This is a genomic window from Mycobacterium sp. DL, assembly GCF_039729195.1.
GTDB lineage: Bacteria > Actinomycetota > Actinomycetes > Mycobacteriales > Mycobacteriaceae > Mycobacterium > Mycobacterium hippocampi_A.
Window position 1 is genome coordinate 2,008,592 of sequence record NZ_CP155796.1, and the last position, 13,762, is coordinate 2,022,353.

Below are 13,762 nucleotides of genomic sequence, written 5' to 3' on the forward strand. Positions count from 1 at the left end.
CAGGTCGATGAGCAAGTTCGCGGATCTGCGTGAGCGCGCGGCCAAGGCGTGGCCGTTCCAGACGCTCGCACCGTCGGACTGGTCCGCGCAGGCACCCACCTACGCCGACGCCAATCCAGCGGTGATCGGGGCGGCGCTCTCCCGCGCGCAGCGCCGGCCGAGCGGTAACTGGTTCCCGTTCGCGGCCAGCTCGCAGATCGCCGCCAAGGCCTGGGGCACCACCGTCGGCGGGGTCCAACTCGTGGCCTGGCGCGCGGCCGACGGAGGGTTGCGGGTGGCGCCGCGGGCGTGTCCGCATCTGGGCGCGGACCTGGCGACCGCGCCGGTGGAATGCGGAACCCTGGTGTGCCCGTGGCACGGTCTGCGCCTTTCCGACCAGCGTCACGGCAGGTGGCGCCCCTTCCCGTCCTACGACGACGGCGTGTTGTGCTGGGTGCGACTCGACGCCGTCGGCAACGAGACGCCCACCGAGGCGCCGATCATCCCCGTCCGGCCGCCGGCACCCCGACTGGCAGCCGTCACACGGGTCGAAGGTGTCTGTGAACCTCGTGATGTCGTCGCCAACCGGCTGGATCCATGGCACGGCGCCTGGTTCCATCCGTACTCGTTCACCCGACTCGAGGTGCTCAGTGCGCCGGCAATCGATGCAGACCTTCCCGACGAATCCGATCGCTTCGTCGTCGCCGTGACCTTCCGCATCGGCAGGCTGGGAGTACCGGTCATCGCCGAGTTCACCACGCCCGGCCCACGCACAGTCGTCATGCGCATCATCGACGGCGAGGGCCAGGGCAGCGTGGTGGAGACACACGCCACCCCGCTGAGCCCGGGGCGGGACGGCTTGCCCAGGACCGCCGTCGTGGAGGCCACCATCGCGCACTCGGATCGACGCCATTTCGACAAGGCGATGTTGGTCGCCCCGGCGATCAGATCACTGATGGGGATCGCGGCGACCCGACTGTGGCGTGACGATCTGGTCTATGCCGAGCGTCTCTACGAGCTGAGGTCCTGATTCCGTCGCCCGATGCCCGCACCGTCGAGCAGCGGGACCTGCGCGATGGCCCAGGGGCTGATCGCCCATGGCAACTGCACAGCGGTACACAGCTGCTCCCACTCCACCCACGCGGTGTCCATGATCTCGTCGGGGTCGACGGCCACCGGGCCGACTGCCCGGGCACAGAAAACCGGGCAGATCTCGTTCTCCACGACGCCGCCGGCATCAACCGCGCGGTACCGGAAATCGGGAAGCACACAGCGCAGTTCCGTGACGTCCACCCCGAGCTCCTCGTGAGCCCGGCGGGTGACCGCGCCCGGCATCGATTCGTCGGGACCCGGATGGCCGCAGAAGGAGTTGGTCCAGATGCCGGGGAAGGCACGCTTGGCCAGCGCGCGCCGCGTGAGCAGCACCCGGCCGGTGTCGTCGAACAGGTAGCAGGAGAACGCCAGGTGCAGCGGCGTCGCGCCGTGATGCACCTCCGACTTGGGCGCCGCACCGATGCTGCGGCCCGCGTCGTCGAGGAGAACCACCAGCTCCTGGGTCTGAACGGAGTTCATGAACACCTCCGGATAGCACTGGGACGGACAGATCGGCATCGTCAGCACGTGCCGATGATCGATTCGTTACCGACACCGGGCCGGATTGGTCGCTTCACCGATCTCGGCCGAGGTGGCCGACGGCGGAGGACTTTCGTCCCTTCGCCGAGGTGACTGTGGCCCCCTGACGTGGGTCCCCGGCGACGATAGCGTTGAGATACCGGACGGCACAGTTGCTGTCCAGGAGGAGGCGCACCGATGTCCACCCCACCAGCACCCCTCGGCATCCTCGTCGGAGTCGACGGCTCACCTGCGTCGCGAGTAGCCATCGACTGGGCAGCCCGCGATGCAGCGATGCGTCACGTTCCGCTGACACTCGTGCACGTGCTGCCGGGGGCTGCCGTGCAGGCCTGGATCCAGGTCCCGCTGCCGGCAGGCTTCATCGAGGACGAGCAGGCGGCCGCCCGCGAAATCCTTTCTGAAGCACAGGCTGTCGTGCACGCCGCAGTCGGGGAAGCCGGCGAGGTCCGCGTGGAGGAGAAGGTGATCTCCGGGCAGCCGATTCCGGCGCTGGCGGATCTGACGAAGGACGCCGACATGATCGTCGTCGGCAGTCGCGGACTGGGAAAGTGGGAACGGCGACTGCTCGGGTCGGTCAGCATCGGCCTGGTCCAGCATTCTCACTGCCCTGTGGCTGTCATCCACGACGAGGATCCGCTGATCCCACACCCGGCGCAGGCTCCCGTGGTCGTGGGCGTCGACGGTTCTCCTGCCTCCGAGCACGCCACCGCGGTCGCCTTCGACGAGGCCTCTCGCCGCGGGGTCGACCTGGTAGCCGTGCACACCTGGAGCGACGCCGGCTACGCACTGCCCGGCTCGGGGTGGAACGAGATCGAACCCGAGGAGGAACTGTTGCTGGCCGAGCGGCTGGCAGGCTGGCGGGAGCGTTATCCCGAGGTGGCCGTGCGCCGCTCGGTGCATCGTGACCAGCCGGGCCGCAGGCTCCTCGAGGAGGCCGAACAGGCACAGCTGCTGGTCGTGGGCAGTCACGGTCGCGGCGGTTTCGCCGGAATGCTGCTCGGCTCGGTGGGCTCGCAGGTCGTGCAATCTGTCCGGATACCGGTGATCGTCGCCAGGCGGTCGTGACCGCAGGCCGCAGCCGTGCCTCGTGCTGACCGCCTCACCTTCGGGCGGGCATCCGTTCATTGGCGGCGACTGCCCGCTCGAACAGCGCCGGTTCGGCCAGGATCGACGGATGGTCGAGCATGAACGAGACGGCGCTGAAGGCGTCGGCGACCGTCTGGTCGCTCAAGGTGGCTTGGACCACTTGATCCATGGCCCATCGCTGCTGTTCGAGTTCCACGGACACCTCCACGCCCTGAAGCGCATCCAGCCTGGCGGCGTCGGCCCCGGCCGAGAGAGCCCACGCAGCGTCGGTCACCACGGCCTGCATGTCGAAGAACTCCGTCGCCATGCCCTGCGGCAGCGGGTTGGCGATCAGATACTCGGACAGGCAGCTCGCATGCAGCACCGCTGACGACATGCCCTGTCCGTAAATGGGATTGAAGGACGCCACCGCGTCTCCGACGCAGACCAGGCGCGCCGGGAACGGGTCCAGTCCGGTGAAGTCGCGGCGGCGGCTGTCGGCTTGTCGGTATGTCTGTATCTCGCGGGTCAACTGCCCCCCGGCCGCGTGACCGAAGACGGGCGGCAGTTTGGCGCACGTCGCACGGAAGTCCTCGAGCGTCCGCGGAGGCCGAGCAGGTTCGTAGGCCGCGAGCATCACCATCCATTGGTCCTCCTCAGCCACGAGGGTCGTGCCGAGAGCCAACCCATCCGGCGCGGACGGCCCGTCGAAATGCGCGAGCGCAGTCAGTGGCAGCTCACCGGGATCCCCCGAACGCTCGAACAGTGCTGTCGCGTAATTGATGTCGGTGCGTACCCGGTGTAGCCGAGGACGTGGGAAGCCGGCCTGCTCGAGCCACTCCGATGTCTTGCTGGATCGCCCCGTGGCGTCCACCACGAAATCGGCACCGACGACGTGTTCGCCATCTCGTCTCGCGTACCGCACGGCGTGCACCGCGCCGTCGCGAAAGTCGAGACCCGTCGCCCGGGCCGACAGGATCGACACGTTGGGCAACGCCAGAACCATGGCCCGGATCCGGGATTCGAGAAGCGGGCGGGTACCCGCGAGGATCGACATGTCGCGATTCGGCAGCCGCTGTGCATCGCCGAGGTACACGGCCTGCTGCTTGTAATCGACGAGCAGGGCACCGTGATCCAGTGCCTCACTGGTGAACCCGGGCAGCCAGCGTTCGAGCTGCGCGAAACCACCCGGTAGCAGGACGTGCCCTTGTCGATCGTGCGGGACGCCCACTCGTGGACGGCCGTCGGCCTCGACATCGTCGCGTTCGACGATCAGCACGGTGTGGGCGTGATCGGCGAGTACCCGCGCGGCCATCAGGCCGGCGATGCTGCCACCCAGTACGCATGCGGTGCCGAGCATCTTCGGGGTTCGCGCCGGCGAATGGGTTCGGGTCAGGCGGTCGAACACGGCACGGTCGGTATCAGCCACGCCTAGGACTTCAGCTTGACGGTGAAACTGATCTCCACGAGCTGTCCGGGCCGCGCGAGCCGTGGCGTGACCAGGATGGTGGTCGCCACCTGCGGCAGCTCCATGCCGAAGGCGGCCTTTCGCACCGGGCCGGCAGCGGCGAACGCGCTGTCCATGTCCAACACGTAGACCACCTCCTCGACGACGTCGTCGAGCGTGGCGCCGAACCGGGCAAGCAGCTCGGTCGCGTTCGCGTAGGTCGTGCGCATCTGCTCGGCCATCGTGCTGTAGTCGGTGACCCGGCCGTGTTCGTCCACGGGGGCCGGGGCGACGAGCCCGGTGCCGTCGTGGGAGAACTGACCGGCCAGATGGATTGTGTCGCCGTGCTTGACGGCCTGGACGTAGCCGAACGCCTGCTCCCACGGGACGCCCCAGCTCTCGACCTGTTCCGTTGCCATGACGTGCTCCTATATCGCGTTGAGATGTGTTTCTCACGCTAAGAGCCGGTGTGCTCGGGCGGCCAGATCGGGCGGTGCCGTTTTTGGCAAGCATCGTGCCAGGGTGTGCCGCCTGCGTCGCTCAGCCCGTCACGTCGGACGCCCGGCGGTGCCGGCGGCGGTAGTCGCTGGGCAGCAGGCCGGTCTCCCGGCGAAAGCTGATGCGGAGGTTGGCAGCGGTGCCCAGGCCGGAGGCCGCGGCGATCCGTTCGACGGACCAGTCCGAGGTCTCGAGGAGCCGCCGGGCGACCAGCACCCGCTGCAGGGTGAGCCAGCGCACGGGCGGCATGCCGGTCTCCTCGCCGAACCGGCGGATGAAGGTGCGCCGCGACATCGTCGCGTGGCGGGCCAGTTGATCCACGGTGAGCGGCTGCTCCAGGCGCTGCAGCGCCCAGTTCCGCGTCTCGGCCAGATCGGCGCTGGGCGGGCTGAGCACGTCGACGTATTGCGGCTGCTGTCCGGGACGAGTCGGCGGCGCAATCAGCTCCCTGCTCACCGCGAGCTCGGACCCGACACCGAAGGTGTTGCGGATCAGGTGCAGGCCCACATCGATCCCCGCGCCGGCCCCCGCGGACGTCAGCAGGTTGCCGTCCTCGAGGTACAGCACATCCTCGACGACCGTCGTACTCGGATACAGCTCTCTGAGCTGCTCGGTGAACTGCCAATGCGTCGTCACCTTGCGGCCGTCCGTGATACCGCTGGCGGCCAGCGCGAACGACCCGGTGCAGATACCGACCACGGTGGCGCCCCGCCGCGCGGCGTTGGCGATCGCGTCCAGGTAGACATCCGGCGGCGGTACGTGCGGATCGCCGAATCCCGGGACCACCACCACGTCCGCGTCACCCACCACGGCCAGCGGTTGCGACGGCACGATCGTGACGCCATCCTCCGGACCCGCATGCCCGGCATGCCCGGTCACCAGCAGCTCGAAGCCCGGATGCCCGCCCAGCACGTGCGCGGCGATGCTGAAATCCATGGCGATCACCCGCGGCAACACCAGCAGCGCCACCTTCTGTGTGGCTCGGGCCACTCCGACCACCTCCTGGCACGATCCTTGCCGAGAACGGCACAACCCGATCTGGTAACCGGACCGCGCGACTCCCAAACTTGATAACACATCTCGTCGTGCAGCAAAGAAGCTGTTCATGGCTGCACCGTGGGCGGAAGCGGGTCAGCTGCAACGGCCACGGCCTTCCGGGTCGACAGATTCCAAGGAGAGAGACGCGCATGGCCACCAATCCCGTCAGCGGGATCACTCCGAGCGACCCCGCCAAGGCGTCTACGGACGACGTCGATATCGGACCCGATGTACCTCTGCAGATCAGTGGCCGCCCCGCCCCGATCCCGGAGGACACCGGCGCCGACCTGGCGGCGCGTTTCGCGCGCGACGTGATCCCACTCATGGACACGCTGTTCGGAGGGGCCATGAGGATGACCCTGCAGCGCGCTGACGCCGAAGACCTGGTGCAGGAGACCATGGTGCGGGCGTACAAGGGTTTTCGGACCTTTCAGCAAGGGACCAATCTCAAAGGGTGGCTCTTCCGCATCCAGGCCAATGCCCACATCAATGGTTACCGCAAGCAGATGCGCCGGCCCACCGAGCTGCCGATCGAGACGATCTCCGACCGGCGGCTGGCAGCCGACGCAGAGCGTTCACCGCGAGCGCTGCGCTCCGCGGAGGTAGAGGTGTTGGAGTCGTTGCCCGACGACGACATCAGGAACGCACTGGATGCCTTGCCCCTCAAGTTCCGGATGGCGGTGTATTACGCCGACGTCGAGGGCCTTGCCTACAAGGAGATCAGCGACATCATGTCCACGCCGCTGGGCACCGTCATGTCACGAATCCACCGGGGCCGATCCCAGCTGCGCGTCCTGTTGGCTGCCCTCGCCGCTGACCGCGGGTACTTCCGGGTTCAGCAGAAAACGGGGTAGCGACAACACGTCGCACCGGCGTTACAAACCAGCCCGAAGACCGAACTACGAGCAAGGCAGAAGATGGCGAATCCCATAGCGACAGTGCACGTGCCGATTGCCCAGATCGATGACCTGGTGGACAACGTCCCCGCTTCCGCCGAGGTCGATGGCGTCGATCTCGTCATCGTCCGTCGGGCCGGGGAGGTGCATGTCTTCGAGGGCCGCTGCCCGCACCGCGGTGCGCTGCTGGCCGATGGTCGCGTGGAGGGCGAGGACCTGATCTGCGGACTACACGGGTGGAGCTTCCGCCTCGACACCGGCATTTCGGGCTACAACCCGGCAAAGTGGCTTCACGCCTTCCCCAGCACCGTGGTCGATGGACAGGTGTGCATCACCAAAGACGACTTGGTCGAGTATCAGTCGACCCGTCCGGGTCCGGCGGCGGCCACCGTCTACGACAGGTTGTTCGACGATCCGCATCAGGACACCGTCGAGGAGCCCTACGTCACCGAGATCCACACCATGGCCGCGGTGGGGTTGTCCGGACCGGATGGAGCGGTCGCGGCGATGGGAGTGCCGCGCGATCAGCTCCCGCAGTGGGACGATCTCCAGGTACTCACCGCCCAGCTGCGCCGCTTTCCGAAGCTGGACGATGAGCCGGTCGACACCGCGGTGACCATCGGCCCGGCCGCCGCCCGGCCGCTGCGCTTGGCAATCCCAGTGTTCGTGTCCGACATGAGCTTCGGTGCGCTGTCGGCGCAAGCCAAGATCGCTCTGAGCCGCGGCGCGGAAGCGGCGGGTACGGCGATCTGCTCGGGGGAAGGTGGGATGCTGCCGGAGGAGAAGGCCGAGAGCTCGCGCTATCTGTACGAACTCGCGTCGGGCCTGTTCGGCTGGGACGAGGCGGTCCTGGATACGGTGCAGGCCCTGCACCTGAAGTTGGGGCAGGGCGCGAAGACCGGCACGGGCGGACACCTCCCCGGGAGCAAGGTCACCGGGAGAATCGCCGCGGTTCGGGGCCTACCCGAGGGCACCGCCGCCGTCTCACCGGCGCGGTTCGTCGACTGGATGACGCTGCTCGACGCGAAGGCCCTCGTCGATCGGATCCGGGAACGTTCGGGGGGAATCCCGGTCGGGGTGAAGATGTCGGCGCAGCACATCGAGGCAGATCTCGACGCGGCGTTGGAACTCGGCGTCGACTACGTCATCCTCGATGGCCGCGGCGGCGGCACCGGCGCGGCTCCGACCATCTTGCGCGACACGATCAGTGTCCCCACCCTGGCCGCGCTGCCCCGCGCTCGACGACACCTCGACACGTCCGGTGCTCGCGACGTCACGCTGATCGCGACCGGCGGGCTCCGCCGAGCGAGCGACATGGTCAAGGCGCTCGCGCTCGGCGCCGACGCGGTCGCGGTCTCCAACGTCGCCCTGCAGGCCATCGGCTGTGTGGGGATGCGGGCGTGCCACACCGACAACTGTCCGGTCGGCATCGCGACTCAGAAACCGCATCTGGGTGCCCGGTTACCCGTGCAACGCGCCGCCGAACAACTCACCCGGTACCTGGGCGCAGTCACCGAGTTGATGGTGGTCCTCGCCCGCGCCTGCGGACACGATTCGCTGTCGGACTTCACCGCCGCCGACCTGACCAGCTGGAAACGCGACGTCGCGGAGCTTGCCGGCGTGCGGTGGGCGGGGAGCACCCGATGACCGGCATCACCTGGCACCGGCTCGACGACCTGCCCGCCGAGGGCAGGGTGCACAGCGCTGTGGTCGACGGTCGGGCGCTCGCGCTCACCCGCTGCAACGGACGGGTCGGCGCGCTGAGCAACCAGTGTCCCCATCAGGGCGGACCTCTCGGCGACGGGTCGATCGAGAACGGCCTGCTGCGCTGCCCCTGGCACGGGTATGACTACGACCCGATCACCGGAGCACCGCCGGAAGGCTTCAGTGACGCCGTGACTGCCTACGACGTGGAGGAACGGGCCGACGGCACCTACGTCGCATTGACCGACGTCGTCGCGCGGCCCCGCAGCGTGTCCGACGTGCTGGTCGAGACCCTGGTGGCGTGGGGCGTCGACACGGTGTTCGGCATGGTCGGACACTCCAACCTCGGATTCGCCGACGCGTTGCGCGCAGCCGAGCAGCGCGGTGAGCTGCGGTACATCGGCATCCGCCATGAGGGGGCTGCGGCGTTCGCCGCCTCGGCGTACGGAAAGCTGACCGGCCGCCCGGCAGTGTGCTTCGCCATCGCCGGTCCGGGCTCGACCAACCTGCTGACCGGCCTCTACGACGCCAAACTCGACGGGTCCCCGGTGATAGCGATCTCCGGTCAGGTGCCGTCGAAGGTGTTGGGGCGGGGCGCTTTTCAGGACCTAGACCTGTCGGCTGTATTCCGCGACGTCACGCTGTCGACGGTCACCGTGCACGCCGGCTCCGACCATGCTGAGCTCGCCGCGACTGCGGTCAAACACGCGATCGACGGACGGGGGGTGGCACACCTGGTGCTGCCCGACGAAGTGCAGGATCTCGCCTCTGATCAGGGTGCCACCACCCCGTCGGGGCGGCGCGCTGACCTGGCTTTCGCCCCGTCGCCGACGTCGATGCGCGGAGCCGTCGCTGCACTCGAGGCAGCGCGCCGGCCGGTGATCATCGCCGGGCACGGCGCGAAGGACGCCGCCCTCGAACTCCGCGAGTTGGCGGAGCATCTCGGCGCCCCCGTGCTGACGACATTCCGCGCGAAGGGCTTGCTGCCCGACACGCACCCGCTGGGCGCCGGCGTGCTCGGCCGCTCAGGTACTCCGGTGGCGTCCTGGTTGATGAACGAATCCGACGTGTTGCTCGTGGTGGGCGCATCGTTCTCCAACCACACCGGCATCGCCCCGTACAAGACGATCGTCCAGGTCGACGATGTCCCTTCGGCGATCGGTCGTTTTCACCCCGTCGCTCATGAGGTGCTCGGAGATGCGGCCGTCACGTTGCGCACGATGCGGGACGCACTCGGTGAGGTGACGTCGCGAGATCAGCGGGCGGACGTCGCCGCACGCTGGGCGATCTGGCGCGCCGAAAAAGCGCGCCGCGCCGCCGACGACCGAGGGCGCGGGGTGTCCAGTGCCGCGGTATTTGCCGCACTCACGACGCATTGCCCCGCTGATGCCGTGATCGCCGTCGACGTCGGGAACAACGCCTACTCCTTCGGCCGGTACTTCGAGAGCAGCGGGCAGGCGGTGCTGATGTCGGGCTACCTCGGCTCGATCGGATTCGGATTTCCGGCAGCCATGGGTGCGTGGACCGCAGATCCCGGCCGCCCCGTCGTCGCGGTGACCGGGGACGGCGGCTTCGGGCAATACCTCGCCGAGCTCACCACCGCGGTCAAGTACGGCATCGGCGTCAAGCACGTGCTGCTCGACAACGGCGTTCTCGGCAAGATCAGCAAGGAACAGCTCGCCGGGCAATTCCCGGTCTGGCAGACCTCGCTGGTGAACCCGGACTTCGCCGCCTACGCCCGGCTGTGCGGGGCGGCCGGCATCTCCGTGAGTCGCGCCGACGAACTCGACGACGCGATGCGGAATCTCTTCGCCATCGACGGACCCGCACTCTTGCACGTCAAGGCGGACGCCGAATTGCTCTGAGCAGCAGTCGGTTGCGGGACGCCAGTTCATCGCGCGGTGAGTTCCGCGTACCGCGTGACGTGGTGGTCGGTCGATCCGAACTCGAACTGCAGCGCCGTCAGCCGTTTGAAATAGTGCCCGATCGCGAGTTCCTCGGTCATCCCCATGCCGCCGTGAAGCTGCACCGCCTGCTGGCCGACGAACTGCGCGGCGCGCCCGACCGTCGCCTTGGCCGCCGACACGGCGCGCGCCCGGGTGATGTCGTCGGCCTCGAGGTGCAGAGTCGCCAGAAGTGCTGCCGCGGCTGCCTGTTCGACCTCCATGTACATGTCCACCATGCGGTGCTGGAGCACCTGGAAGCTGCCGATGGGCTGTCCGAACTGTTGGCGTTGCTTGCAGTACTCGACGGTGTCGGAGAGGACCTTGCGCATGCACCCCACCGCTTCGGCGCAGATCGCCGCGGCGCCTTCGTCGCGCGCCTGCGCGATGGACGGCCACGCGTCGCCCTCGTCGCCGAGCAGGGCCGCCGCCGGTAACTGAAGCCCGTCGAGGACGATGTCGGAAGCCCGCCGGTCGTCGATGGTTCGGTAGTGGTGCAGTTCGATACCCGCAGTCGCCGAGCCGAGTTCGACCACAAACAGCGAGATGCCGTCGACGTCGGCCTGTTGGCCGGACGTCCTTGCGGTGACGAGCACATGACTGGCCAGCGGCGTGCTGGCCGAGACGATCTTCGTGCCGGTCAGCACCCAATGCTCCCCGTCGCGCTCGGCGCGGGTGGTGACGTTGCGCCAGTGCTCACCCGACGTCGGTTCGGTGGCGGCCAGTGTGACGATGGTGTGCCCGGCCACCACTGCCTCCAGCAGGTCGGTGGCTCCGGCGCGGCGCAGCAGACCCGCCGCGACGACCGCGGTGTCGACGTAGGGTTCGACCACCAGAGCATGCCCCAGGGCCTCGGCGATCACCATCAACTCGACCGGTCCGCCGCCGATTCCGCCGTGTTCTTCGGGCAGCGTCGCACCGAGAATGCCGAGTTCGTCGGCGAACGCGCGCCAGATGTCGGGCTGCCAGCCCGCGCCGGTCTTGGCCGCGGACCGACTCTGCTCCAGGTCATAGCGCGTCGCGAGGAATCTGCTGAGACCGTTGCGCAGCAGTTCCTGTTCGTCGTTGAGTGTGAAGTCCATCTACAGCCCCAATGCAGCCTTGGCCAGAATGTTGCGTTGAATTTCGTTGCTACCGGCGTAGATCGAGCCGGCGCGATCATTGAAGTACCGCAGCGGAGCCACTGCCTGCCAGGCCTCACCGCTGACGTAGCCACCGGCGGGCGTCTCGAAATCGGCGATGGGGCCACCGGGACACGTCGCATGCGGTTGGTACACCCGCCCCCGCGGCCCTGCGGCCTCCATCGCGAGCTCGGTGATCGACTGGCTCAGCTCGGTGCTGAGCACCTTGAGCATCGATGACTTGGCCCCCGGGTTCCCGCCCGCAGCCACCACGGCCAGTACCTGGTATTCGAGGATCTCGAGAACCTCGGTGCGGATCCGGGCATCGGCGAGCTTGCGGGCGAAGGCGGGGTCGTCGAGAAGTCGCCCCCCGCCGGGACCGGGTTGTCCGCCGGCGACGGCGGCGATCTCCTCTGCCATCACCTGCAGAGCCGGTGCGGCCGCACCCCCTCCGCGTTCGAACTCCAGAAGGTACTTGGCCACCGTCCAGCCGTCGTCGATCTCGCCGATGACGTTGGTCTTGGGCACCCGCACCTCGTCGAAGAACACCTGGTTCTGCACTTCTTCGCCCGATGTCATCACCAGCGGACGGATTTCGACTCCCGGTGTGGACATGTCGAACAGGACGAACGTGATGCCCCGTTGCTTCTTGTCGCCGCGGGTGGTGCGCACCAGGGCGAACATCCAGTTCGCTTCCCGCGCGTGGGTGGTCCAGATCTTGCTGCCCGTGCAGACCAGGTGATCGCCGTCGTCGCGGGCGGCCATCGACAGAGCCGCCAGGTCCGAACCCGCCTCCGGCTCGGAGTAGCCCTGGCAGAAGAACACCTCGCCGGTCAGGATGCGCGGCAGGAAGTAGTTCTTCTGCTCGTCGGTGCCGAACTTGATGATCGCGTGCGCGACCATCCTGATGCCCATCGGTGACAACGACGGCGCGCCTGCCAGCGTCGACTCTCTGCTGAAGATGTAGTGCTGGGTCAGGCTCCAATTGCATCCACCGTGGGCGACGGGCCACGCCGGCGCTGCCCAACCCCGCTCGTGGAGGATCTGCTGCCACTCCATGCTGGCGTCGTGGTCGGCGTACACACTTGTCATCAGCCGACCCGCTCGACGCAACTCAGGCGTGAGCTTCTCGTCGAGAAAAGCGCGAACGTCATCGCGGAACGCGAGGTCGGTCGACGACCAGTCCAGGTCCATCGAGATTCCCCTCTCTGTGGCGTGCAGGGAACAGAGTAAACCTAGTTAGTTAGGTGGCCACATCCCGGGCAGGTGCGGCCTCTCGGCGGGGACACAATCGGGGCTTCCGGCGCGCACATTCGTTCGCTCGTCGTGAGCAGTCCGGATATCGCGCAGAATGGACACATGAGCGCACCGGGCTGGAACTCGACGACCGGTCTTTCAGAAGTGCGCCGCACAGTCGCTCGCCCTTTAGCCATAGCGCATTGTGGCAAATTTCCGGAACCACATGTATCGGCGGCGCCAAGGCATTCTTCTGGGATCATTGTGCGAGATCCATGGCCGACAAGGGGCAATATGGGACCTGGTCGTAAATCTTGCCAATGGCAAATACGGGATACATAACTATGGAGTGGGATCTGCAGTGGCACGACGAGGTGGATGTCGTATGCGCCGACGCCGGTATGGCGGGGTTGGCATGCGCGATCTCCGCGGTTGACGGTGGCGCCGAGGTGCTCGTCGCCGGTTCGCCGGACCCGCGGGCTTCCGGCGCCGCGGGTGACCGCCCGAAATGGTTCAGCCTCGACAGCGACGACCGCGACACCCTGGCCTACCTCGCCGACCTGACGGAAGGCCTGGACCCCGCGAGGATCCCGGAGTCGGCGAACGCTCTACCGATCCGGCTCACCGCGGCGCCGCCCGCGCTCACGGGACGCCGAATTCCTGCGTTTGTCGGTTCGCGGTTGCGGGATTGGACCGCTCGCTGCATCGCCTCACCATCGGGTTACCTGTACACCCGCGTGTCCGAATGGACCACGACAGCGATGGAATCCGAAGACGGTGACGTCGTCGAGGTGGCCGAGATCGGTTCGATGACCCCCGACCCGGGTGACGTTGTGGGCTCGGTCCACGACTGGCTCGACGAAGAAGCGCACGTCCGCGGTGTGAGGGTGCATCCGGTGACCCGATTGGACCGCCTGGTCTTCGAGCAGGGTGCGGTGATCGGCGCGGTCTTCGCAACGCCCGATGGGCACCTGGCCGTTCGGGCACGCCACGGCATCCTGCTCAGCAGGGCCGGATCACCCACCGGCCGCGCCCCGTTACTGCCCGCGGGCGGTGGGACCGAAGTGCAGGTCGCGCTGGTGAGCAAGGCGGCCAGTCGGTTCGGTCGCGTCGAGTTGTTGACCTCGGACCCCGTCGTCGCCCGCGCTGCCGCAGCGTCTACGGGGGAGTCGTCGGAGGCGCTCGAACCTGCCTGACGCCCCG

The 13,762-nt window shown here is 67.8% G+C and carries 12 protein-coding genes; 6 read left to right on the forward strand and 6 right to left on the reverse strand.

The window, feature by feature from the left end; genetic code table 11:
* The first annotated feature begins 7 nt into the window (after positions 1 to 7).
* Entirely contained in the window at positions 8 to 1,009 is a 1,002-nt protein-coding gene (locus tag ABDC78_RS09635; RefSeq protein ID WP_178362364.1) for a DUF5914 domain-containing protein, read from the forward strand.
* On the opposite strand, the gene idi is transcribed toward ABDC78_RS09635, so the two are convergent.
* Positions 991 to 1,551, reverse strand: a complete 561-nt coding sequence (gene idi / locus ABDC78_RS09640) for an isopentenyl-diphosphate Delta-isomerase (protein WP_178362011.1) — start codon at positions 1,549 to 1,551, stop codon at positions 991 to 993. The genes ABDC78_RS09635 and idi overlap by 19 nt on opposite strands.
* A 237-nt stretch (positions 1,552 to 1,788) precedes the next feature.
* Here idi and ABDC78_RS09645 point away from each other — a divergent pair, with 237 nt between their 5' ends.
* On the forward strand, positions 1,789 to 2,676 hold the full coding sequence (locus tag ABDC78_RS09645) for a universal stress protein (protein ID WP_178362012.1): 888 nt from the start codon (positions 1,789 to 1,791) through the stop codon (positions 2,674 to 2,676).
* Positions 2,677 to 2,710: 34 nt separating this feature from the next.
* Here the strand turns inward: ABDC78_RS09645 and ABDC78_RS09650 are convergent, their stop codons facing one another.
* The 3 genes from ABDC78_RS09650 to ABDC78_RS09660 all read right to left on the reverse strand — a co-directional run bounded on the left by ABDC78_RS09650 (position 2,711) and on the right by ABDC78_RS09660 (position 5,611).
* Positions 2,711 to 4,105 (reverse strand): FAD-dependent monooxygenase, encoded by a 1,395-nt coding sequence (locus ABDC78_RS09650; RefSeq protein WP_178362013.1) that lies wholly within the window; start codon positions 4,103 to 4,105, stop codon positions 2,711 to 2,713.
* A gap of 2 nt (positions 4,106 to 4,107) precedes the next feature.
* Positions 4,108 to 4,542 (reverse strand): Rid family hydrolase, encoded by a 435-nt coding sequence (locus ABDC78_RS09655; RefSeq protein WP_178362014.1) that lies wholly within the window; start codon positions 4,540 to 4,542, stop codon positions 4,108 to 4,110.
* Between the two features lie 121 nt (positions 4,543 to 4,663).
* The gene (locus ABDC78_RS09660; RefSeq protein WP_218621490.1) at positions 4,664 to 5,611 is read right to left on the reverse strand and encodes a helix-turn-helix domain-containing protein; all 948 of its coding nucleotides are present in this window, start codon (positions 5,609 to 5,611) and stop codon (positions 4,664 to 4,666) included.
* A gap of 197 nt (positions 5,612 to 5,808) precedes the next feature.
* Here ABDC78_RS09660 and ABDC78_RS09665 point away from each other — a divergent pair, with 197 nt between their 5' ends.
* From ABDC78_RS09665 to ABDC78_RS09675, 3 genes are all read left to right on the forward strand, one after another.
* Positions 5,809 to 6,513 carry a sigma-70 family RNA polymerase sigma factor gene (locus ABDC78_RS09665; protein ID WP_178362015.1) on the forward strand — a complete coding sequence of 235 codons (705 nt, stop codon included), beginning with the start codon at positions 5,809 to 5,811 and terminating at the stop codon, positions 6,511 to 6,513.
* Positions 6,514 to 6,576: 63 nt separating this feature from the next.
* Positions 6,577 to 8,202, forward strand: coding sequence for a glutamate synthase-related protein (locus tag ABDC78_RS09670; RefSeq protein WP_178362016.1), 1,626 nt, complete (start codon positions 6,577 to 6,579; stop codon positions 8,200 to 8,202).
* Complete coding sequence (locus ABDC78_RS09675) at positions 8,199 to 10,124, forward strand: thiamine pyrophosphate-binding protein (protein WP_178362017.1); 1,926 nt, start codon at positions 8,199 to 8,201, stop codon at positions 10,122 to 10,124. Before ABDC78_RS09670 ends, ABDC78_RS09675 begins: the two co-directional genes overlap by 4 nt.
* 26 nt (positions 10,125 to 10,150) lie before the next feature.
* On the opposite strand, the gene ABDC78_RS09680 is transcribed toward ABDC78_RS09675, so the two are convergent.
* On the reverse strand, positions 10,151 to 11,284 hold the full coding sequence (locus tag ABDC78_RS09680; protein ID WP_178362018.1) for an acyl-CoA dehydrogenase family protein: 1,134 nt from the start codon (positions 11,282 to 11,284) through the stop codon (positions 10,151 to 10,153).
* Positions 11,285 to 12,517: an acyl-CoA dehydrogenase family protein gene (locus ABDC78_RS09685; protein WP_178362019.1), complete on the reverse strand. Its 1,233-nt coding sequence runs from the start codon at positions 12,515 to 12,517 to the stop codon at positions 11,285 to 11,287. It lies immediately after the preceding gene.
* 362 nt (positions 12,518 to 12,879) lie between these two features.
* Here ABDC78_RS09685 and ABDC78_RS09690 point away from each other — a divergent pair, with 362 nt between their 5' ends.
* Complete coding sequence (locus ABDC78_RS09690; protein ID WP_256736483.1) at positions 12,880 to 13,755, forward strand: hypothetical protein; 876 nt, start codon at positions 12,880 to 12,882, stop codon at positions 13,753 to 13,755.
* The last annotated feature ends 7 nt before the right edge of the window (positions 13,756 to 13,762 follow it).